Source organism: Rossellomorea sp. ABR4_012, from assembly GCF_056159545.1.
On record NZ_JBSWVK010000003.1, the window covers coordinates 148,207 to 165,802 of the forward strand.

Genomic DNA, 17,596 nt, shown 5'->3' on the forward strand with positions numbered 1-17,596 from the left:
ACATTACTCATCATTCTTCATCTTCTGACTCATCTTTGATATAATCATCTATATGGTAATCTCGAATATTGCCAGTGAATACATCTTTTAAAGTTTTAATGTTGATTGATCCAGAAACACCATTTATATCATTGATTGTGGTTGCCGCCTCTTCAACAGATTTGAATGGTGTTTCAACTAAAATAGACATCTCGATAAATACTCCCATTACAACAACTCCTAGTTTAATAGTATCGGTGTAAATTGTCACGATTGCTCATCTGTAATTAACTATACATGGAAATGTGGGTAACTTCAACCACAAAACATGGTATATTTTACGCCCGAAATGGGCTAAGTAGTGGGAGGATGTATGAAAATATTTGCTGATAGGCTTAAGGAAATTAGAAAAAGGTCGGGAATGGCTCAAAAAGAAGTTGCTGCTGAGCTTGGTTTATCCCTAAGTGGTTATCAAAATCTGGAATATGATCAACGTGATCCTAAACCAGATATACTAAGAAAAATATCCACTCTATTTAATGTTTCATCTGATTATTTGTTAGGACTCGAAAATATTCAAAATAGGCTACTAGAACAAGCATTTGATGTTGTCCTTGCTCAAAATGAGGTTTCTACTACTGGTATGATGTATGAAATAATGAAGAATAGAGAGGGAGAGTCCTCACCTTCAACACTTCAGGCATATGACAATCATTTAAGTGCACAGGGCTATTACAGAAGAGTATTCATGTCTTATGCTGTAGAGTTTTTTAAAACACCCAATACTAACCCTTACGAAGATATGGCACTTAAAAAGAAATATCCGTTCACATTCTCATATCAAAATGATCTATTCGGTGGATGCTTTGTAAATATGAAATTGGCTGATGGATATCTCATTGAAAGGGTTGCTTATTACTCAGGTGGATTTATGCAAGATCCTGAAGAAAGCAGACAAAAAGCACTTTCTTATATAGAGGAACACAAAAAACATTTTAAGTTAAAATAGGGAAGGAAAATTTTTCTTCTTTCCCTATTGAAATATTATAAATAACTCGATATTATATAATATGTAAGGAAAAGGAGAGGTGAAAATGGGTAAAATGAATATTTTTGGTTGTGAACCATATAATTCCATTAGTGAAAAGAACTATTTGATCAAGAAATTACGGAAAGAGTTCCAAGAAAAACTCCGATTCTGGGTAGAAAACGGCATTTTATACTACGAATCCTTTGGATATCGTGAGAATTATTAAGATATTAATAAAGTAAAAATAATTAAAATAAATAACTAAATGTAGTTGACTAAGCATGACAACCTGATGTAAAATAAAGTTAAGTTAGAAATTAACAATTTTACAAGGGGTTGGGTTACATGGGAAGACTTACTCTTAAACAAATGATCTTAAATAAATGCGAAGAAGTTAGAGGATTAGCTGGAGTTCTCGCAGAAGCAGGAGGGTACAGTTCCGGAAGTGCACTGCTAAAGATCCTCAAAGATGAAAAGAAAGAGTTTGCTAAGTTTTACGGCTTACTAAAAATTGTCCGCCACCTATTCCCAGATCAAGAAAAAGAAGTCATGGCTGAATACGCTTTAACCCTTGACCCCAATAAACAGACAGCTAGAGCAATGTTAGAGTATTTGGAAGTTAGTAAGCTACATGATACAAAAAGAGAATTAATTGAAAAAATGCTTGAATCAAGAAATCAAGAGTCGCTAGAATTTGCACAGGTTTATAATATTGACGATCAGTATTTAACTGGTAAAATTGATTACCTTCAAGCAATAAAGAAGTATGATGAATTAGTTATCAAAAAATCTGAAGAAATGAAAGCGGGAATTGTTCTTTTTAAAAATTACTGCTATATGGATAGACAGATGCATCATATGTCTTATGATCTTTCACAAGGACTTGAAGATGTTATCAATCAAATAACTGAGTCCTATATACAGGAAACTTATTATTCCAGACTAATCATATTTAAAGTAAGTTATCTTGTAAGAGTAGATAATCATGATGCTGCTAGAAATTTCTGTAATGAGCTAATCAACAGAGTAGATGACAGTTACTTCAAGTCATGGGCTATGCTTCATTTAGGTAACTCATATATTGTATCTGATTACAGAAAAGCAAATTTCTACTTATCTTCTGGATATAGATTATCTAATGGAAAGCATGAAATTGCTGAAACCAATATTAAGCGAAGTTTGAACTTCTTAAACACTCTATGGGATAAAGATGCAGAACACTTAAATCTTAAGAGTCAACATCCATCAGATATTCATGAAGTGGCATTTTATTTAATTAAAAAAGGTCAGTACACTCAAGCTACAAAAACATTAGATAAAATGGATAAAGAATGTATGACTAGCAGTCAATTAGCTTTTCACTATTATTACAGAGGACTGATTGACAGTAGTATTGAAAATTATTCATTATCAATTGAGTATTTCAAGAAAGCTAATGATGTATACTTTAGAAACCTCCCAATCATGGAACTTCAAAAATTAGGAATTCACGCTTCTCTATTGAAAGCTCTTGCAGTATAATATATATTAATGAAAGGAGGTGAAAAAAATGAAAAAAGTACTAGTCAAATTAACATTAGCAGTAGGTATTTTGTCAGCAGCATTTGTGCTTGCTCCACAACAAGAAAATGTAGAAGTAGCAAACACTGATCTTATTCAAACTCAATCCATCATTGGCGATCCCGGAGATGGAGGAAGAGGCTAAGATTACTCACCATCTTAGAAGATACAATACATGAGTTGTAATTGTATCTACATAATTTATTTAAAATAAATAGATAAAACGACATTAAAAACACACAATTTAACAACCTTTTTATAAATGGACATTGCCTTAACTGGTAATGTCCATTTATAGTTTAGGGGAAAAAGTACAAAAGTATAAAAATAGAAAAATTGGACTTAAACTAAAAAAAGGATAAAGGGGAAATGAAAAATGGAACTAAGATTAATGCAAATGGCTTATATTAATGCAATGGGAACAGATAAAAGCGAGAATTCATCTGAAACATGCTCATTATGCTGGTCTACAGGCTGCGATTGTGGAGGATATGATGTAGCTAACGATCCATTTATTAGCCTGACTGCCGAGGAAATTCACGCTTACTGATCAATATAAAACTAAATACCTCCAGATAAGCAGAGAGTGTTGGAAAATGTCCAATATTGTCTGCTTATTTTTATAAATAAATTGATACAAAAAGGTTTACTTTATGGTGAGATGTGGTATTATTAGACTATAAATATAAAATATATAGATATAGGAGTGTTATAGTCGTGGGGACGAATGTAGTAAACCTTCAAGAAAGACAGGTGAGTAAGCAATACAGTCAATTTTACAGTCAGAAATGTAGCAACTATGATGGATCATTAGATATTGTTGACAGACCAGTGAAGTCTAAAGTTACTAAGGAAAGCTTCACTAAAGACTACATAAGGCTGTTAACAAATTTTAATGCTAAAGGAGGTGATCAGTAAATGAATGCTATTAAAAGCACTGAGAATATTTTCTGGATGATGCTATGGGGAATGGGATTAGGGATCTTTACAATGTTGGGATTTGTAGTTAAGTATTTTGGATGATACATATTAGAAAATATATAGTGCAATAAGAAAGGGTGAATGAATTGTTTAAGGATGAGCATAGAGGTAGTCGTTTAAAATATCCTCATCTAGTCGGTAAGAGTAGTGAAGAACTAGAGGAATCAAAGAGTAAGAGAGAGTTGCACAATGCGATTAATAATATGAATTTAGAACAAATTAAGGCACTAGAAACAATTTTAGATTTGTCCTAGTACGAAAATATAAAACGCAATGAAACAGGAGATTTATTTGGAGGTGAAAACATGAAAGTTGGGGATAAACTTAAAGCTCAGTGGTCTGAAAAGATATCTGATCATGTAACTAAAGGAAAGATATATGAAGTTTCTGAAGTAACCAGTTCAGATTACGGCAGAACATTCTTTAAGATTATCAATGATAAAGGTAAGAGTGTAATGCCTGTATCTGTAATGTTTACTAAGATAAATGAGGAGTGATACATATGCAGCAAACCAAAATTGACTATAACACGTTCACTGAGGAATTGCTGGCTCGTTATAGACAAGTGATTGAGGATAATGGTGGAGTTGTATCCGGTGACTGTGAGAGGATCATAAAGGATGGTATAAGGATATTGGTTGAGGAAGTACATAGAGAATAGTTGAATTGACCTGTATTGTGGGAAAAGAGGGGAGTGAAAAGGAATGAATTACAAAGAATTGAATGAAGTCATCAAAGCGTATGACTCACTAACTAAAGAAGATTTGTTTGCTGCACTCGGAGAAGCAATAAAAGAAAATGAAGAACTAAGAAAAAGGCTTGAAAATACAGTAGAGTTTTATAACAGCAAAATAAAATAGAAATTTTAACTGGAGGTAAAATGAAATGATATTAAAGGGTTGGATAGCTGCAGATTACTCAGATAAGGAACTAATTGAAGAGTCTGGTGCAAAACTAGGAAATTACGATTACGATATGAGTGAGTTTATTGACTGTGAGGTATCCATTGAAGCATTAGGAAAATTAGATCAGTATTGGGGAAGAATTTATTGGGGACTTGAATAAAAAATCAGTTTTAACGAAATATTAGACGACAATCCTGACGAAAAATACACCGAACTGGCTAGATAATCTGACGATATTTTATAATAACTAAGAGGTGATTTAGGTGATAATTGGAGAACATGTAAAATTCAGATATGTGCAGCGAGTTATGGGTATGTCAGGGTATAGTAGGATAAGTAAATTTATAAAAGAAAATGAGTATCTAGTTATATATAAAGTTATGGAATTCTATAATGAATCTAAGTTATTGCACGAAAATTATGCACCTACCAGAAAAGAAACACTTGATTATTACACGAATGGAAACTTTTTAATTGTAGTGCACCCAAAAGATGATGAGATTGTCACTCTGTATAATATGACATTGGAATCTGAAGAAGACATTAATCAGAAATTAGTTAAAGAATATGTTAAAAAGATTAGACAGAATAATAATGAAATAAACAAAATTGAAATTATAAAGAAGAAGCAAGATATGTTATCTGGTCATTTAGAATATATGATCAATAGGTTGAAAGACGTTCAGGGTGTATCGGAGTATCAAATAGAATTTGCACAATCAATTGATATTTGTAAGCGATTTGCTGCAGAACAGAAGAAATTGAGAATGGAAAATCGTGATATGATGTCTCAATTGTTTAAGAAGATTTAAGGAAACATTTATTTAATAGGAGGAACTTAACGATGAAGTTATTTGTAGATGTAACATCAGGAAAGCTTGAAGACCATATCAAGGTATTAAATAAGTACAGTTTTCAAAAAACAAACAAGAATTATTTTGGAACAATCGAAGTGAAGTCTTTAGAAGAATTATTTGAGCTTCAGAAAGAAATTGAAAACGAAATCATCATCTCTTCGGACTGGGAAGATGGATCACAAAGAATAGAAATATATGATTATTACAGAGAGTAAACTAATGAAATGATCCTTTTATTGGAGGTGTCTAAATGAATCCACAGGAAAAACTGCTGCTTAACAGATATAAAACATTACAGTTTAAGAAGAAGGAAGCAATGAGAAACGGTAATATGCCTATGTATTGTAACTATAAGAATAAGATGAAGACAATTAGAAGTGTGCTAGGCACATTAAATATTCATATTGATGGGATAAATCGGGAGGTGAAATGATGACCAATAATAATTATAGGGCTTGGGATGTAGAAGAAGAGAGAATGTATTACAACAGAGCACCATACCTTTACATAACAAATGAAGGTGCTTTGAAGTTAGATCCTCAGTTAAAGCAGGATAGATATTATTTTATTGACAAAGAGTTGGTAATTACTCAATCTACAGGCATGTTGGATATGCTCGCAAGAGAGATTTTTGTTGGAGATGTAGTACAGGGTCAGAGTAGATTGCAAGAAGATTGGATAGTTAAACAAGAAGTTACTTTCCATAATGGATGCTATATGTTTGGTAATTGGAATGCTCATGAGTATTTTAATAAACATACAGAAATCAAAGTAGTTGGGAATATTTATGAGAACTAATAATTAATATCTTATATTAAAAGAGGGTGTAAAAATGGTTGATATAACTAGAAAAAGCGACATTGATAAATTAAGTGAAAAAGAACAGTTGGCATTTTATAAGAAGCATTTTGAATTTCAGCACTGTGAGTTCAATGATTGTGGACATGAGATAGATGACACTTGGGCTTTGTACAATGGAGAATTATACTGTGATGAATGTTTTGATCATTCTACTCAAAAAGACCGTGAGGATGCTGAAAAGGAAGTAAAGAGGTTAGAAATGGAACTGTCTAAAGCAAGAGAAACTTTAAATGAGTTTAGATAAAAACTAGATTTTAACTGAATTTAAGGAGGAGATATGATGAAAGAAACATTAGTAATCTCAGGTTTTCCGGGAACAGGTAAAAGTCATTTACATAAATTAAATGAGAAATTGACTATACTTGATTCAGATAGCAGCGAATTTTCATGGATTGAGGACGGTGTTAGACATCCAGATTTCCCAAACAACTATATGGAGCACATTAAAAGTAATATTGGGAAAGCTGATAACATCTTTGTGTCTTCTCATGACATTGTTAGAAAAGCACTAGAGGAGAATGGAATTAAATATTTGTTAGTTTATCCATCAATTGATTTGAAAGATGAATATATCCAAAGATATAGAGAAAGAGGAAGCAGTGAAGGGTTTATTGATTTCATAAGTTCCAATTGGGAGAAGTTTATCAAGGATATCGAGAACGAGACTTTCCCTGAACTGGTGAAATTATATGGTGGAGAATATTTAAGGGATGCTTTAGAGGATTATTATAAGTTTTCATAATAGAGGAGGGAACGAAATGAGAGATCATAATCGTATTGACCGAATACTATCACTAATTAAGCAAATATGGGTTAAACACACTGACATTCGATTCAATCAGCTAATACATAACCTGTCATGGGAATACAGTCGAGTTAACAATGATGTCTATAAGGAATGGGCTTACAGTAAATTTGAAAATGAAAGAGGAATTCAATTCACAAAAGATGAAGCATTTGTTGATTTATTTCATTTGGAAGATGATGACTTTGAAAAGTTTCTCAATGATAAATTGGAGGGATCATTATGAGTCAACAATTAGCAGCAACAATTAAAACTAATAAAGTACCCATCTCAGAAGCTCAGTCAGGTGACATAATTGTTTACTTATCTGATCTAGGCTACCCAAATACATTTGATGTAAAAGAAGTAAAACAGATTGATGGGAACATCTCTGAAAGGTTTGGAAAGATATTTTACAATTCATGCGGAGAATACATAACAGAACGTGTAGGAGATATTTACGGACATATTAATGATAGATCAGGATTTGCTATTAGAATTACTGTAAATATTTGAACATAGAAAAGAGGGCATATAGCCCTCAAGGATTAGTGTAATTCAGTTTGTGATTGTGTTTGATTTTGCTGGTACATATAAGAGTTAGTTGTTTGTTGATTAGCAATTTCTTGAAGCTTCTGCTCACCTAGTTCTATAAGTTTACGAGTGATACTTCCTCCTATGCGTCCTGCGTCACGAGAAGTCATATTTGGATTTATCTCAATACCCATCTCAGCAGCAATCTCATTACGCATTTGATCAAGTAATTGTTGAACTTCATTAGTGTGTTTTAACATATTGAATCACTCCAGATAGGTTATTCAAGCAAGTTGTTCTTTGCTTGTGAGTTAAGTATATTATTAATTTAAATAAATGTATATGGTGTAAATTTGGGTTAATTGGAAGGTGGTGAATCAATGGAGCATCTAAAGACAATAGCAACCGGATTCATAGCTATTTTGCTTGTTGTTTTCATGATTGGATTGTTGTTTCTATTTCCGAAAGTCTTAGTTGTCTTAGTATTGTTTATACTTTTTATTTTTGCATGTTGGATTGTTGGAACAGTGATTAAGGAAGATTTGTAATACGTTAAAACCAATAACTTATTGAGAGTGAGGTGAACATATGAGCACTTATTTAACTGAAGAGCAGGTTCAACAAATAATCAAATCATCGAGAGAAGTCATCAAAGAGTTAGGATATATGTCTGCAGATGAGCTAATCGAGAGATTGAGTAAAGCAACTATCAATATTAATGACATAATGGATGATGCTGATAAAATCGTTGAATTAATAAAAAGTAAATTTTAATAAGATGTTTCGTTTTATTTTGAAGGAGGGAGATATAAATGAAAAAGATAATTGCGTTAATGACACTATCTTCATTGATGTTAGTAGGATGTGAGGTATCAACCAAACAATTCAGCAGCATGAAATACACAGATAAACTCAATGTAGGTGACTTGGGTTTTATGTATGCTTTTGAAAATAATAATGGTGAAAAGTATGTATTCTTTATTGATCCAGAGAAGGATAACTTTAATTTGGAATTAGAAAGGGAATACGACTTGTCAATTTCAAAAGAGGGATTTATAAATAATCCTAATTTCATTATTAAGGCTAAATTAATTCAAGATAAAAACTAAGTTTTAAAAGGGAGTGAGTTATTATTAAGCAGCATATTACACCAAAACAAGCCAAAGAAGTTAGTAAGAGTATGTTCTATTCATTATTCGATGAATTAGTTGATCGTAATGATTGGGCGAATTTTCATCATAGAAAAGTAACCATTGGTAAAATGATTGAGTTTCTAGGTGGAGTAAATATAGATAAAGATTTAGTTAGTGGACACTGGAGAGTTGATGACAGTTATATAGAGAATGAATTAGTTGATGCTTTGTGGAAGGCAGTTAAAGATATAAATTAAGAGAAGAGGTGAGTTTAATGAAGTGCTTTGATATTGCTTGTAAGTGTGGTAGTAAAAATATCTACATATATGGGACTATCCATGAGGACATAGTTTTCAATTGCGAAGACTGTGGAGAAGAAGAATATTACAAAGAGGATTAACCAGATAAAAGATCCATTTCATTTTGTAAATAGCATGATATAATTAATAAACTAATACAACAGGAGAGATTACAACTTGAAGAAGGATTTTACTAAAAGAGCTGGTCAAATATATGCACTAGGAATTCAACATGGATTCACACCTGAAGAAATTATGAAGCACCTTAATGACTCGTTTCTGGTCTTATATAATGATAAGAAGCAAAAAGAGATCAAGAAGTTAATACATAATTGAGACTTGCCTATATTGGTGAGTCTTTTTATTTTCTAGAAAAGTCCGAAAAGTACTTTACAGAAAAATTGGACTGTAGTATAATTATCTTAAATAAATTAATAAAACATGTTTCAAAAGTAAAACTTCTGGTTATAATATAAATAATTAAACATATAATGAATGGAGGAGGAATAATATAATGGTACTTACAGATATGCTTGGATTCGTGAAGAGGCAATTGCCAAGAATGAACGCTCGTGACACACAGAAGTTACACAAAGAAATGAAAATTATCGTAAATATATTAGAAAAGAAAATGAAGGGAGATGGACAATATGTTGGCTAATGAGAAGGTAACTAAGTTACATGATGATGGCACTTATGATCAATTGGTTAAATTTTTGAAGAAAAAGTCATTTAAGAGTGAAGGAACTGCAATAGCTTATAAAAGAGATATCATTAAATTTTTCAAATTAGTTAAAGATAGAGATGTAGAATACTTAACTAAACAAGATTTAGATTTAACTTTAGATCACTTTGAAGAATTTCAAGCATATTTACATGATACTGAAAAGCTAAATAATAAAACAATCAACAGAAACATTTCTGCAGTTAGAGAATTTATTAAGTATCTTAGAGGTAAGAAGCATATTGAATTTGATACTGAATACTTAAACCTAATTGATTCTTTACCTGAAACTAAGAATGAGCATGGTGTATTGTCTATAGAAGAAATTGAAACAATGACAGAATTAATTATGACTCTGCCCAGAGTAAGAGACAGAGAAATTAAAAAATATTTGTTTCTATTCTCACTAGACACATGTGCTCGTATTGATGAATGCCTAAGTCTAAAGTGGTCAGATTTTAGAGAAAATGAAAACGATGTTGAAATTAGAATTATCGCTAAAGGAAATAGTGATTTTAGACCGAGGATATCTAAAGGTTTTTATAATGAGTTATTAAGTATTAAAGGTGACACTGAAAAGGTTTTCCCTGTTTCAACCAATGCAGTATCTGACATTATGAAGAAGTTAAGAGAAGCAATGAATATTAATGAAAATCGTAATATTGTCTTCCATAGTATCAGAAAAGCAGGCGGAACATTCCAGTATAGACTTCATGGTTCTATCACTGCTGCTCAGAAGGCTTTAGGACATTCAAATATTAATACTACAACTATCTATTTAGAAGATGAAGATTATGGTTTAACTGGTGCTGTATCGAGCAAGGGAAGAGTTAATGAGAAATATTATGAAGAAGTTGATCACAAAACCTTATTAGAAGCTATAAATAAATTACCAAAAAGCCAAAAACTACTACTAAATATCAAAATTGACGAATTAATCAAAAGTCAAAATAACTAATAATCAAAATAAATTAGTAAAAAATACGCAAATTGCGTTCTAAATGTTTACAAAAGTACACTTGCGTTATAGAATTAATTTGTATAATAAAAATGCTTAATTATGGTAATTATTTCAAAAGAGAGGTGTTGTAATTTGTTAGGTAATCGAAATGAATTAGAAGCTAACCTTGCAGAAGCTATCGAGACAATCAAGAAAAAGAAAAGAATTGTCAATGATATTAAAGAAGAACTGATCAATAAGTACGATATTATGGGTGGAACTGTATCAGAATGGCTCAGAAACCCAGAAGAAGTATTAAAGGAATTAGACATTCGTGAATTATATCTAATAAATGAACAGGTATTTTTAAAAACTGGAAATATGAACATTAATCCTGAAGATTATTTCACTGAAGTAGAAGTTAAAGAAGCTAGAAAATATAGTGCAGATGTAAAAAGAAAAGACATGGGATTCCCTATTACACTTAGTAATGCAACAGTAGTTGGCAATGCTGCCTTTACTGTTCCAATGAGCATACAAGTAATTAATGATTTATTAGCAAATAATTTACTAACATATGACTATGAGCTTCAGAGAGAGGCTAAATTTAAACGATCCAGAGACAATGCAATAAGAATTGAGCCGACTTTAAATAAGAAGAACGTAGATGAGATTGAAGAGCATCTATTACAAGGTACATTAGTGCCTACAACTTTGGTTTTCAATGCTATGACCCGATCTGCAGACTCAGGTGATGAGTTGACCTATGATGCCTCTTCTAGAGAGTTAACAATAAATAGCGGCACTGATTTAGCCATTGTAGATGGTTTCCACCGGACTAAGGCGGTTATTAAAGCCCTACAAAAACAATCGGATTTACAATTTAATTTCTCTGTTTTGATTACAAACTATAGTAAAAAACAAGCACAGCAGTATCAAGCCCAGCTTGCTAAAGCTACTCCGATTAGTAAGGTTAGGGTGCAAGAACTTGAAGCAAATAGACATTCAGACAGTGTAGTGAGACAACTTAGAGAAGAGAGTGATCTAAGAGGATTAATTTCTCAAACTAATCGAGTGCATTCATTGAATAAAGAATTAGTAGCATATAATGTTTTGGCAGATACTATTGATGAACAATTCATTATGAAAAATAAGGCAGACGCAATGGATGTTGGTGACTTCTTGGTTGATTATTTCAATGTATTACTTGGAAGTTTTTCAGAAGATTTCTTAGAGAATCCCGTTGAGTCTAAAAAGAATTCACTAATAGCAGAGAATAATTTATTTGTGGGATATATTGTATTAGCACGTAAAATGTTTGAGTCGAAAATCAAACCAAAAGAAGTAAGAAATATAATTAAAAATATTAATTTTGATAAAACAAATAAATTATGGCAGGAAATTGGAGTGTTAGACTCGAAATTAAGAATTGATGATACTAATAAAGCACGTAAAAATATTGCTAATTATTTTGATAATATTGACTTAGGAGAGCTGGTGAAGTGATAATGATAGCTAATCGAATTTACAATGAAGACATTAAACAAAAATTTCTTGAAACTTATGAGAATGAAGGCACTAGGCATACGATGAAGTATATCTTTTTTGCTGCATATGAGAATGAAATGCCACTCGAAAAGGATCTTTATAATTTTAATTTATCTGAAATCGGAAAATGTATTAGCTCAAGTAACCCCAAGTCAGTACCAGTTGCACTAAGTAGAGGGCGTTTTATATCTCAATATATTTCATGGGCTATTGAAAATAATTTAAGAACTAACACATTGAATCCATTACAAAATATAGATAAAAGTTGGTATGAACAATTTGTTGATCCTAAACTTAAAATGTTCATCTCTAAAAATGATGTAGAGGAATTCACAGCACACTTAGTTAATAATCAAGATATAGCTATCCTTCATCTAATTTTCAATGGTGTGTATGGTCATTCATCATCTGAGATAAGAAACCTTAAAATGACTGATTTGAATAGAGAAGAGAAATCAATTAGATTGTACGATGATAAAAAAGGTGAAAGATATATCTATAATGTAGACGAGAAACTTTTCGACATTCTTGAAAAAGCAAATGATGATACTGTGTATAAAAATCAAAATGGGAATAGTGAACGCCAAAAAGAATCTGAATTAATTCAAAACGAATACATTATCAGACCAGCAAGACGAGGTAGAGTAAGCGAAACTGACAGAGCCTCACAAATTACAATTATAAACAGAATTAAAGCAATTGCAGAAGAATTTGATACGGAAGATTTAACACCTAAAGGAATACAGCGTTCCGGTATGATTTATATGGCTTATAAGATGTTAAAAGAAGAGGGTAAAGAAGAATTAGATAAATCCCATTTTGAGACAATTGGAGATCATTTTAACTTAACTAAAATTACAAGTAATGATGGTAAATACAGTTATCACAATAGATCAACTATGAGCGAGTATATCAATACTGACAATATCAAAAAATTATATCCAGACTTCTAATAAGAAAAACAGCAATCCTCCATTCGGAGTGGTTGGCTGCTACATAATAATTAAAATAAACTAATGTAGTAATAAAAATAAAAATATTCCTACAGGCATAAAAATTCAATCCAATTTTTCAAAATAAAAAAATTGGAACGTTGTGGGCACTGAAATTTAAAAAGTCAAGAATTAAACTTCAGTTTCGACAAGATTCCAATCTTTTCGACAAATTATGATATATACATACGACATTAGGTATTGTAAAATGTAGACAAAGGTTGGAAAATATTCACCAACTAGTGAATCACTGGGTGGAAAGAAGTCCTAAGACCTCTTCCAAGATGCCTACGAATGCCACTCATAAAGATCCTCTATTTTGCAATTAAGGGTTGTGCTTAACTTTTTAGCACTGGACAATGACATAATTCTCTTATTTCTTATGTACGCATTGATCTGTCCCTTATTCATTCCGGTTCTAGCTGCGAGGTCTTCCTGAGTCATCCGTCTGTAGATCAATAGTTCACCTAGTAGGCATCTTCCGATAATAATGCCCATCGGAAGTCCTCCATCCTTTTACCTAATTTAGTAATACTAATTATACCAATGCCTACCAATGCAATACAAGATATTTTTACCAACAAACTTGTTTTTATGCTCTGTTCGGACTATAATAAATATAAATACGAACAGATGTTCTGATTTCAAAGGAGGTGTATCAAAAATCTGACAAGGTAGGTTGGTATAATAATTATATAATACAAGACTTAGAGAGGGGAAAGCAAATGAAAACAACTATGGGAACTGGAGAATTAGCGTTAACAATCTCTACATTATTTAAAGGAGCAAGTGAGGAATTTCAAGCTCGAATGAGTGATTCAGGTTTGAAAGGTGTAAAGGTAACTTTAGAAGGAAATGATGGATCACTACATAGTGTTGATGTCTTAGACTATTTCCTTAGCTGGGAAGAGATAAAAGAAAAAGCCACCAAGTAAATTAATACTTAGTGACTACAAGATTAGTAGAAGCATGTCAGGTTAGGAACATCCTTCCGAGAATATCATAACATATTTTTTTTAAAGTTCATATTACAAATGTGTAAAGACACCCACAAAAATTAGTCAGTCATCGAATTATATAAGTTTGGTGGCTGATTTTGGTTTATAGAGGAAATGAAACTTTGATTTTATTAAAATAGAAAAATATTGAAAATAAATTTAAAAAGTGCTTGCATTATTAAATGAAATAAATTAATATTAAGTTAACAAATATGAAAGGTGGTTAGTGGTTGAAGATGTTAGCAAGAGAAAAATTGTTAAAGGCAATCAACAGTTGCCAGCTCGCACTAAACAACTTAGATCAAGACAATAAACGATTGGCAATTGGGGATATGGACTTCGCAGAGGATTACCTCAAGGCAAGCAAGATGATACTTATATCAGAAATCAAATCAAAAGAGGGGAAGTTTTAATATGGAAATCTTACGTTTTAAGAAAGGTCTATTTGAATACTACAAGAAGAATGTTGCAGGAAATGATGAAATCACAAGAGATCAGGCTCAGAGGAAGATGACACGAAATATGGATATAGCAGCTAAAGCAAATTCAGAAGGATTCAAACATCAGAAATACATGTACGGCAATCTCCACTTCACAGTCAATGACAGAGGGGTAATTACATGGATGAGAAATAAATGTTACTCTCCTCAAGATTGGAAAGTTGATAAAGTAAAGTATGTGAAGTTGAGTAAAGAGTTAGGAATTGAAGATGCTGAGTCATATACTGGATTACATATGAGAAATCTGAAACATAAATTGAAGCATAAGTATAACTGGATGAAACGTGGAATGGTTAATAATAAGGAGGCTGAAGTGAAATGACTAATAGACTATTCGTTCACGATCTCTGGGTAAACTTTGTCAAAGAGGATAATTACTTTAATGTGCCTGAATTTCATGAGTGGAGAAAAGAAGGTGATGATATTGAACTAGTTGATCAAATCCCTTTATTGAAAGTAAGCGTTGATACTTTTAACTATGTTGCTTTTGGTGGTAATCAAGTTAAGGAGATTGCCAAAATGGTTGAGGATAATGCTTACTACAGGAAAAATCATGAGAGAATCCAAGTGAAATATATGTTTATCATGTCTGATGGGGAGAGGGTATTGACTGTAAAACTTGATGATGGCATGAGAGTGCTAGAGAAAAGCCATGTTATCCCTAGACAGTATCAATTAGTTATTGAAATGGTTACAGATGCAGGTAACCATATCGAGAGTGAGTATAAATATGAAATAAGCAAATATAAATATAGTGCTGGATTGACACGTAAGGAGAAGGAATCCTATAAGAAGTTAGATGAGTTTCTGCAGCATGTTAATGAAAACGATCTTCCATTGATTAAATACATGCTATCTGAGATTGATTATCCTACATATGTGAAAGTTAAGAATGGGACTTTGAGTGAATGTCTTGAAGCGATTGAGAATCTGCCTATTAGTCTTATTGTTAAAGAGTCTGCAAATATTGAGAAGTTGTTAGGGAAATTGAGTTTGGTTAAATAATATAATAAAAAGATTGTTTCATAGGGAGATGTGGAGAATTGTTTAAGAATAAAGTATATGAACTATGGATAAGCATGATTGTCGAAATTGAACTCTTTTTCACCCACACATTGAAGATTTTCATAAAAGAATACTGGCAGTTGTTTTTAGTGTTAACTATAGGATTTATGGTGTTAGCTTTAATATACTTATAAGGGAGAGTTGATGGAAATGAGCAAAGAAAAAGTTATTCAGATTTATGAAGGTGATGTATTCGAGACAGTAAGTAAGAGATCATTAGAATTTAAAACGTTTACCTTACAATATGAAGGGGATAAATTTCATAAGGTTGAATTTGGGGGACGAGATGAATTCAATCAGAGTATCTGGAATAAGACTGGTCAAGTGTTTACCTTGGGAGAGGTCAATAGATTATAGAGGGGGAGCAAAGTGAACAAAGCCATTTTGTTAGACGAATTAAATAAATGTGGACTGCCTGACGATACAGAGGTGAAAGTTTATTATCGTGACATGACTTACAATGCGAAGATTAAAGATCTATCCGTAGAAAAAGATGTTGGGATAAGTAATAAAACTATAATAATTATAAACTTAAAGGATAGTGGGGGATTATAATGAATAAAAGGATTAAGAAGATGAACAATCTTTGTAATGCCTGCTTATTTAATAAACTCTGCAAAGCAGCAGACCTAAATCATTGTAAAGGTAAAAGCCAAGTCAAATGTTAAATGTCATTATACCAATTGTTGTCTGTCTCATCTTAGGTAAGTGGGCTATTGACTCATTTGACCAAGGAAGCTATGGATTGTTTAGTGGATTTGCTTTATTGATAGTCATCAATGTAATACTAGCTATTTCATCTATTTTAGGAGGTTAAGAAGTGCAATATATTATTGATGCAAACTCTGATTATTATATCGAAGTTAAAAAGTCTTTAAATAATAGCTCAATGGATAATGAGTTGTATGTAGCCGTGTCAGCAACAATTTACCATAAAAAACTACCATACACTAAATTTAAACCAGTCCATTCAATTGAATTAGTGTATGAGAAGACTTTACGAAATTTAATTCTCAGGAGAAGTTGGGGAGAGAGGGTGGTTACAGCAGAGAAAAAACTAATAGATCGGGCAAAGAAAACCATTAAAAAGCTGCCTAATTTAGAGTCTGTTATAACAGGAAAGTTGGTATAAATCATGCATTTTATTGTAAATAAATTAATCGAAAAAGGAGATAATTGGATGAATTATTATGAAGAGGATTTCTACTATGAGCCAAGTGAGTTTGAAATGCAAATTGAGGAATTTAAAACTAGTCTGATGAGCAAGGTGAAGGAAGATTATATAAATGAAATGGAACGGTTGAAGAAGGAAAATGCTGAATTGCAAAACGTGAAGAAGAATTTTGAGGGCATTAAAAATGGCTATGAGAAAAAGAAACGAGAGTTGGAATATGAGAGAAGTAATCTCCTACATCAAGTAAGAAGAGAACGTTTGTCTGAACTTATGAAAGACTGTGAGATCGAGCTGTTTACAGTTGGGTCAAAAGGTAGGCGACAACCAAAATGCGATAAGTGTAATGAAGATAGAAGAATTCCTTACACTACTCCATTAGGAAAAGAAACGTATGAGACTTGTGATTGCGACAGCAAAATTCAAGTTTATGAGCCAATCCCTATTATGTTACACACTTTTTCAATTAGGAATGGAAATGGTATAGCATGGTATAAAGTACATAATGACAGACATGATGAGTGGTTTACTTATTATGATGATAGCATTTCTGGTAAGGACTTGATCATTGATGAAAGCCAGTTTGAAAGCATTGGATACTCTTATAAGACTTTGTTCAAAACAAAAGAATTAGCACAGCAATACAGTGATTATAAAAACTCACAAGTCAATAAAGTGAGTAAGTCACCAAGGAAAAAATAAGATAAAATATAGATTTTATCGTGAAATATAGTT

The 17,596-nt window shown here is 32.0% G+C and carries 35 protein-coding genes; 32 read left to right on the forward strand and 3 right to left on the reverse strand.

From position 1 onward, the window contains the following. Window positions 1-10 precede the first annotated feature (10 nt). A complete protein-coding gene (locus ACXAFV_RS13535) occupies window positions 11-208 on the reverse strand; it encodes a hypothetical protein (RefSeq protein WP_475127198.1) in 198 nt (65 codons plus the stop codon). Window positions 209-352: 144 nt separating this feature from the next. Here ACXAFV_RS13535 and ACXAFV_RS13540 point away from each other — a divergent pair, with 144 nt between their 5' ends. From ACXAFV_RS13540 to ACXAFV_RS13620, 17 genes are all read left to right on the forward strand, one after another. Then, window positions 353-988 carry a helix-turn-helix domain-containing protein gene (locus ACXAFV_RS13540; protein WP_475127199.1) on the forward strand — a complete coding sequence of 212 codons (636 nt, stop codon included), beginning with the start codon at window positions 353-355 and terminating at the stop codon, window positions 986-988. Window positions 989-1,073: 85 nt separating this feature from the next. Beyond that, window positions 1,074-1,235, forward strand: coding sequence for a hypothetical protein (locus ACXAFV_RS13545; RefSeq protein ID WP_475127200.1), 162 nt, complete (start codon window positions 1,074-1,076; stop codon window positions 1,233-1,235). 119 nt (window positions 1,236-1,354) lie between these two features. Continuing rightward, a complete protein-coding gene (locus ACXAFV_RS13550) occupies window positions 1,355-2,530 on the forward strand; it encodes an AimR family lysis-lysogeny pheromone receptor (RefSeq protein WP_475127202.1) in 1,176 nt (391 codons plus the stop codon). A gap of 28 nt (window positions 2,531-2,558) precedes the next feature. Then, window positions 2,559-2,714 (forward strand): hypothetical protein, encoded by a 156-nt coding sequence (locus tag ACXAFV_RS13555; RefSeq protein WP_475127203.1) that lies wholly within the window; start codon window positions 2,559-2,561, stop codon window positions 2,712-2,714. Window positions 2,715-2,945: 231 nt separating this feature from the next. Next, window positions 2,946-3,119 (forward strand): hypothetical protein, encoded by a 174-nt coding sequence (locus tag ACXAFV_RS13560; protein WP_475127205.1) that lies wholly within the window; start codon window positions 2,946-2,948, stop codon window positions 3,117-3,119. A gap of 517 nt (window positions 3,120-3,636) precedes the next feature. After that, window positions 3,637-3,804: a hypothetical protein gene (locus ACXAFV_RS13565; RefSeq protein ID WP_475127207.1), complete on the forward strand. Its 168-nt coding sequence runs from the start codon at window positions 3,637-3,639 to the stop codon at window positions 3,802-3,804. A 51-nt stretch (window positions 3,805-3,855) separates the two neighbouring features. Next, the gene (locus ACXAFV_RS13570) at window positions 3,856-4,047 is read left to right on the forward strand and encodes a hypothetical protein (RefSeq protein WP_475127210.1); all 192 of its coding nucleotides are present in this window, start codon (window positions 3,856-3,858) and stop codon (window positions 4,045-4,047) included. A 5-nt stretch (window positions 4,048-4,052) separates the two neighbouring features. Next, window positions 4,053-4,211 (forward strand): hypothetical protein, encoded by a 159-nt coding sequence (locus ACXAFV_RS13575; RefSeq protein WP_475127211.1) that lies wholly within the window; start codon window positions 4,053-4,055, stop codon window positions 4,209-4,211. Window positions 4,212-4,254: 43 nt separating this feature from the next. Then, entirely contained in the window at window positions 4,255-4,410 is a 156-nt protein-coding gene (locus ACXAFV_RS13580) for a hypothetical protein (protein WP_475127213.1), read from the forward strand. A 25-nt stretch (window positions 4,411-4,435) separates the two neighbouring features. Then, window positions 4,436-4,615, forward strand: coding sequence for a hypothetical protein (locus tag ACXAFV_RS13585; RefSeq protein ID WP_475127214.1), 180 nt, complete (start codon window positions 4,436-4,438; stop codon window positions 4,613-4,615). A gap of 103 nt (window positions 4,616-4,718) precedes the next feature. Next, window positions 4,719-5,267 carry a hypothetical protein gene (locus ACXAFV_RS13590; RefSeq protein ID WP_475127215.1) on the forward strand — a complete coding sequence of 183 codons (549 nt, stop codon included), beginning with the start codon at window positions 4,719-4,721 and terminating at the stop codon, window positions 5,265-5,267. Between the two features lie 32 nt (window positions 5,268-5,299). Continuing rightward, a complete protein-coding gene (locus tag ACXAFV_RS13595; RefSeq protein WP_475127217.1) occupies window positions 5,300-5,527 on the forward strand; it encodes a hypothetical protein in 228 nt (75 codons plus the stop codon). Between the two features lie 217 nt (window positions 5,528-5,744). Continuing rightward, entirely contained in the window at window positions 5,745-6,110 is a 366-nt protein-coding gene (locus ACXAFV_RS13600) for a YopX family protein (RefSeq protein ID WP_475127219.1), read from the forward strand. 34 nt (window positions 6,111-6,144) lie between these two features. Then, entirely contained in the window at window positions 6,145-6,417 is a 273-nt protein-coding gene (locus ACXAFV_RS13605) for a hypothetical protein (protein WP_475127221.1), read from the forward strand. 36 nt (window positions 6,418-6,453) lie between these two features. Next, window positions 6,454-6,915: a hypothetical protein gene (locus ACXAFV_RS13610; RefSeq protein WP_475127223.1), complete on the forward strand. Its 462-nt coding sequence runs from the start codon at window positions 6,454-6,456 to the stop codon at window positions 6,913-6,915. A gap of 16 nt (window positions 6,916-6,931) precedes the next feature. After that, on the forward strand, window positions 6,932-7,204 hold the full coding sequence (locus ACXAFV_RS13615) for a hypothetical protein (protein ID WP_475127225.1): 273 nt from the start codon (window positions 6,932-6,934) through the stop codon (window positions 7,202-7,204). Beyond that, on the forward strand, window positions 7,201-7,473 hold the full coding sequence (locus tag ACXAFV_RS13620) for a hypothetical protein (protein ID WP_475127226.1): 273 nt from the start codon (window positions 7,201-7,203) through the stop codon (window positions 7,471-7,473). The genes ACXAFV_RS13615 and ACXAFV_RS13620 overlap by 4 nt, the downstream gene beginning before the upstream one ends. 32 nt (window positions 7,474-7,505) lie before the next feature. On the opposite strand, the gene ACXAFV_RS13625 is transcribed toward ACXAFV_RS13620, so the two are convergent. Beyond that, complete coding sequence (locus ACXAFV_RS13625) at window positions 7,506-7,751, reverse strand: alpha/beta-type small acid-soluble spore protein (protein WP_475127227.1); 246 nt, start codon at window positions 7,749-7,751, stop codon at window positions 7,506-7,508. Between the two features lie 328 nt (window positions 7,752-8,079). Here ACXAFV_RS13625 and ACXAFV_RS13630 point away from each other — a divergent pair, with 328 nt between their 5' ends. From ACXAFV_RS13630 to ACXAFV_RS13660, 7 genes are all read left to right on the forward strand, one after another. After that, window positions 8,080-8,265, forward strand: coding sequence for a hypothetical protein (locus ACXAFV_RS13630; RefSeq protein ID WP_475127228.1), 186 nt, complete (start codon window positions 8,080-8,082; stop codon window positions 8,263-8,265). A 38-nt stretch (window positions 8,266-8,303) separates the two neighbouring features. Then, window positions 8,304-8,600, forward strand: a complete 297-nt coding sequence (locus ACXAFV_RS13635) for a hypothetical protein (RefSeq protein ID WP_475127229.1) — start codon at window positions 8,304-8,306, stop codon at window positions 8,598-8,600. A gap of 71 nt (window positions 8,601-8,671) precedes the next feature. Further along, window positions 8,672-8,881, forward strand: a complete 210-nt coding sequence (locus ACXAFV_RS13640) for a hypothetical protein (RefSeq protein ID WP_475127230.1) — start codon at window positions 8,672-8,674, stop codon at window positions 8,879-8,881. Between the two features lie 556 nt (window positions 8,882-9,437). Then, window positions 9,438-9,584, forward strand: coding sequence for a hypothetical protein (locus ACXAFV_RS13645; protein ID WP_475127232.1), 147 nt, complete (start codon window positions 9,438-9,440; stop codon window positions 9,582-9,584). After that, complete coding sequence (locus tag ACXAFV_RS13650) at window positions 9,574-10,605, forward strand: tyrosine-type recombinase/integrase (RefSeq protein WP_475127234.1); 1,032 nt, start codon at window positions 9,574-9,576, stop codon at window positions 10,603-10,605. Before ACXAFV_RS13645 ends, ACXAFV_RS13650 begins: the two co-directional genes overlap by 11 nt. Window positions 10,606-10,740: 135 nt before the next feature. Next, a complete protein-coding gene (locus ACXAFV_RS13655) occupies window positions 10,741-12,093 on the forward strand; it encodes a DNA sulfur modification protein DndB (RefSeq protein ID WP_475127236.1) in 1,353 nt (450 codons plus the stop codon). A gap of 2 nt (window positions 12,094-12,095) precedes the next feature. Then, on the forward strand, window positions 12,096-13,088 hold the full coding sequence (locus ACXAFV_RS13660) for a phage lytic cycle repressor MrpR family protein (RefSeq protein ID WP_475127237.1): 993 nt from the start codon (window positions 12,096-12,098) through the stop codon (window positions 13,086-13,088). 327 nt (window positions 13,089-13,415) lie between these two features. Here the strand turns inward: ACXAFV_RS13660 and ACXAFV_RS13665 are convergent, their stop codons facing one another. Then, window positions 13,416-13,625 carry a helix-turn-helix transcriptional regulator gene (locus ACXAFV_RS13665; protein ID WP_475127238.1) on the reverse strand — a complete coding sequence of 70 codons (210 nt, stop codon included), beginning with the start codon at window positions 13,623-13,625 and terminating at the stop codon, window positions 13,416-13,418. Between the two features lie 227 nt (window positions 13,626-13,852). Between ACXAFV_RS13665 and ACXAFV_RS13670 the strand changes: the two genes are divergently transcribed. The 8 genes from ACXAFV_RS13670 (at window position 13,853) to ACXAFV_RS13705 (ending at window position 17,563) form a co-directional block, all read left to right on the forward strand. Next, complete coding sequence (locus tag ACXAFV_RS13670) at window positions 13,853-14,062, forward strand: hypothetical protein (RefSeq protein WP_475127240.1); 210 nt, start codon at window positions 13,853-13,855, stop codon at window positions 14,060-14,062. A gap of 293 nt (window positions 14,063-14,355) precedes the next feature. Then, window positions 14,356-14,538, forward strand: a complete 183-nt coding sequence (locus tag ACXAFV_RS13675) for a hypothetical protein (RefSeq protein ID WP_475127241.1) — start codon at window positions 14,356-14,358, stop codon at window positions 14,536-14,538. A gap of 1 nt (window position 14,539) precedes the next feature. Beyond that, window positions 14,540-14,947, forward strand: a complete 408-nt coding sequence (locus tag ACXAFV_RS13680; RefSeq protein WP_475127242.1) for a hypothetical protein — start codon at window positions 14,540-14,542, stop codon at window positions 14,945-14,947. Next, a complete protein-coding gene (locus ACXAFV_RS13685; RefSeq protein ID WP_475127243.1) occupies window positions 14,944-15,630 on the forward strand; it encodes a DUF3603 family protein in 687 nt (228 codons plus the stop codon). Before ACXAFV_RS13680 ends, ACXAFV_RS13685 begins: the two co-directional genes overlap by 4 nt. A 210-nt stretch (window positions 15,631-15,840) precedes the next feature. Next, window positions 15,841-16,047 carry a hypothetical protein gene (locus ACXAFV_RS13690; protein WP_475127245.1) on the forward strand — a complete coding sequence of 69 codons (207 nt, stop codon included), beginning with the start codon at window positions 15,841-15,843 and terminating at the stop codon, window positions 16,045-16,047. A gap of 12 nt (window positions 16,048-16,059) precedes the next feature. Continuing rightward, window positions 16,060-16,245, forward strand: a complete 186-nt coding sequence (locus ACXAFV_RS13695; RefSeq protein WP_475127247.1) for a hypothetical protein — start codon at window positions 16,060-16,062, stop codon at window positions 16,243-16,245. A gap of 265 nt (window positions 16,246-16,510) precedes the next feature. Further along, complete coding sequence (locus ACXAFV_RS13700; protein ID WP_475127249.1) at window positions 16,511-16,822, forward strand: hypothetical protein; 312 nt, start codon at window positions 16,511-16,513, stop codon at window positions 16,820-16,822. Between the two features lie 48 nt (window positions 16,823-16,870). Then, complete coding sequence (locus tag ACXAFV_RS13705) at window positions 16,871-17,563, forward strand: hypothetical protein (protein WP_475127250.1); 693 nt, start codon at window positions 16,871-16,873, stop codon at window positions 17,561-17,563. The last annotated feature ends 33 nt before the right edge of the window (window positions 17,564-17,596 follow it).

Coding starts and splice junctions, on each gene's coding strand:
- ACXAFV_RS13540 (WP_475127199.1), top strand. CDS start 353: ATGAAAATATTTGCTGATAGGCTTAAGGAAATTAGAAAAAGGTCGGGA.
- ACXAFV_RS13575 (WP_475127211.1), top strand. CDS start 4,053: ATGCAGCAAACCAAAATTGACTATAACACGTTCACTGAGGAATTGCTG.
- ACXAFV_RS13665 (WP_475127238.1), bottom strand. CDS start 13,625: ATGGGCATTATTATCGGAAGATGCCTACTAGGTGAACTATTGATCTAC.
- ACXAFV_RS13600 (WP_475127219.1), top strand. CDS start 5,745: ATGACCAATAATAATTATAGGGCTTGGGATGTAGAAGAAGAGAGAATG.
- ACXAFV_RS13680 (WP_475127242.1), top strand. CDS start 14,540: ATGGAAATCTTACGTTTTAAGAAAGGTCTATTTGAATACTACAAGAAG.
- ACXAFV_RS13610 (WP_475127223.1), top strand. CDS start 6,454: ATGAAAGAAACATTAGTAATCTCAGGTTTTCCGGGAACAGGTAAAAGT.
- ACXAFV_RS13550 (WP_475127202.1), top strand. CDS start 1,355: ATGGGAAGACTTACTCTTAAACAAATGATCTTAAATAAATGCGAAGAA.
- ACXAFV_RS13605 (WP_475127221.1), top strand. CDS start 6,145: ATGGTTGATATAACTAGAAAAAGCGACATTGATAAATTAAGTGAAAAA.
- ACXAFV_RS13555 (WP_475127203.1), top strand. CDS start 2,559: ATGAAAAAAGTACTAGTCAAATTAACATTAGCAGTAGGTATTTTGTCA.
- ACXAFV_RS13670 (WP_475127240.1), top strand. CDS start 13,853: ATGAAAACAACTATGGGAACTGGAGAATTAGCGTTAACAATCTCTACA.
- ACXAFV_RS13535 (WP_475127198.1), bottom strand. CDS start 208: ATGGGAGTATTTATCGAGATGTCTATTTTAGTTGAAACACCATTCAAA.
- ACXAFV_RS13630 (WP_475127228.1), top strand. CDS start 8,080: ATGAGCACTTATTTAACTGAAGAGCAGGTTCAACAAATAATCAAATCA.
- ACXAFV_RS13580 (WP_475127213.1), top strand. CDS start 4,255: ATGAATTACAAAGAATTGAATGAAGTCATCAAAGCGTATGACTCACTA.
- ACXAFV_RS13650 (WP_475127234.1), top strand. CDS start 9,574: ATGTTGGCTAATGAGAAGGTAACTAAGTTACATGATGATGGCACTTAT.
- ACXAFV_RS13570 (WP_475127210.1), top strand. CDS start 3,856: ATGAAAGTTGGGGATAAACTTAAAGCTCAGTGGTCTGAAAAGATATCT.
- ACXAFV_RS13595 (WP_475127217.1), top strand. CDS start 5,300: ATGAAGTTATTTGTAGATGTAACATCAGGAAAGCTTGAAGACCATATC.
- ACXAFV_RS13640 (WP_475127230.1), top strand. CDS start 8,672: ATGTTCTATTCATTATTCGATGAATTAGTTGATCGTAATGATTGGGCG.
- ACXAFV_RS13615 (WP_475127225.1), top strand. CDS start 6,932: ATGAGAGATCATAATCGTATTGACCGAATACTATCACTAATTAAGCAA.
- ACXAFV_RS13635 (WP_475127229.1), top strand. CDS start 8,304: ATGAAAAAGATAATTGCGTTAATGACACTATCTTCATTGATGTTAGTA.
- ACXAFV_RS13560 (WP_475127205.1), top strand. CDS start 2,946: ATGGAACTAAGATTAATGCAAATGGCTTATATTAATGCAATGGGAACA.
- ACXAFV_RS13705 (WP_475127250.1), top strand. CDS start 16,871: ATGAATTATTATGAAGAGGATTTCTACTATGAGCCAAGTGAGTTTGAA.
- ACXAFV_RS13545 (WP_475127200.1), top strand. CDS start 1,074: ATGGGTAAAATGAATATTTTTGGTTGTGAACCATATAATTCCATTAGT.
- ACXAFV_RS13585 (WP_475127214.1), top strand. CDS start 4,436: ATGATATTAAAGGGTTGGATAGCTGCAGATTACTCAGATAAGGAACTA.
- ACXAFV_RS13660 (WP_475127237.1), top strand. CDS start 12,096: ATGATAGCTAATCGAATTTACAATGAAGACATTAAACAAAAATTTCTT.
- ACXAFV_RS13690 (WP_475127245.1), top strand. CDS start 15,841: ATGAGCAAAGAAAAAGTTATTCAGATTTATGAAGGTGATGTATTCGAG.
- ACXAFV_RS13645 (WP_475127232.1), top strand. CDS start 9,438: ATGGTACTTACAGATATGCTTGGATTCGTGAAGAGGCAATTGCCAAGA.
- ACXAFV_RS13685 (WP_475127243.1), top strand. CDS start 14,944: ATGACTAATAGACTATTCGTTCACGATCTCTGGGTAAACTTTGTCAAA.
- ACXAFV_RS13620 (WP_475127226.1), top strand. CDS start 7,201: ATGAGTCAACAATTAGCAGCAACAATTAAAACTAATAAAGTACCCATC.
- ACXAFV_RS13625 (WP_475127227.1), bottom strand. CDS start 7,751: ATGTTAAAACACACTAATGAAGTTCAACAATTACTTGATCAAATGCGT.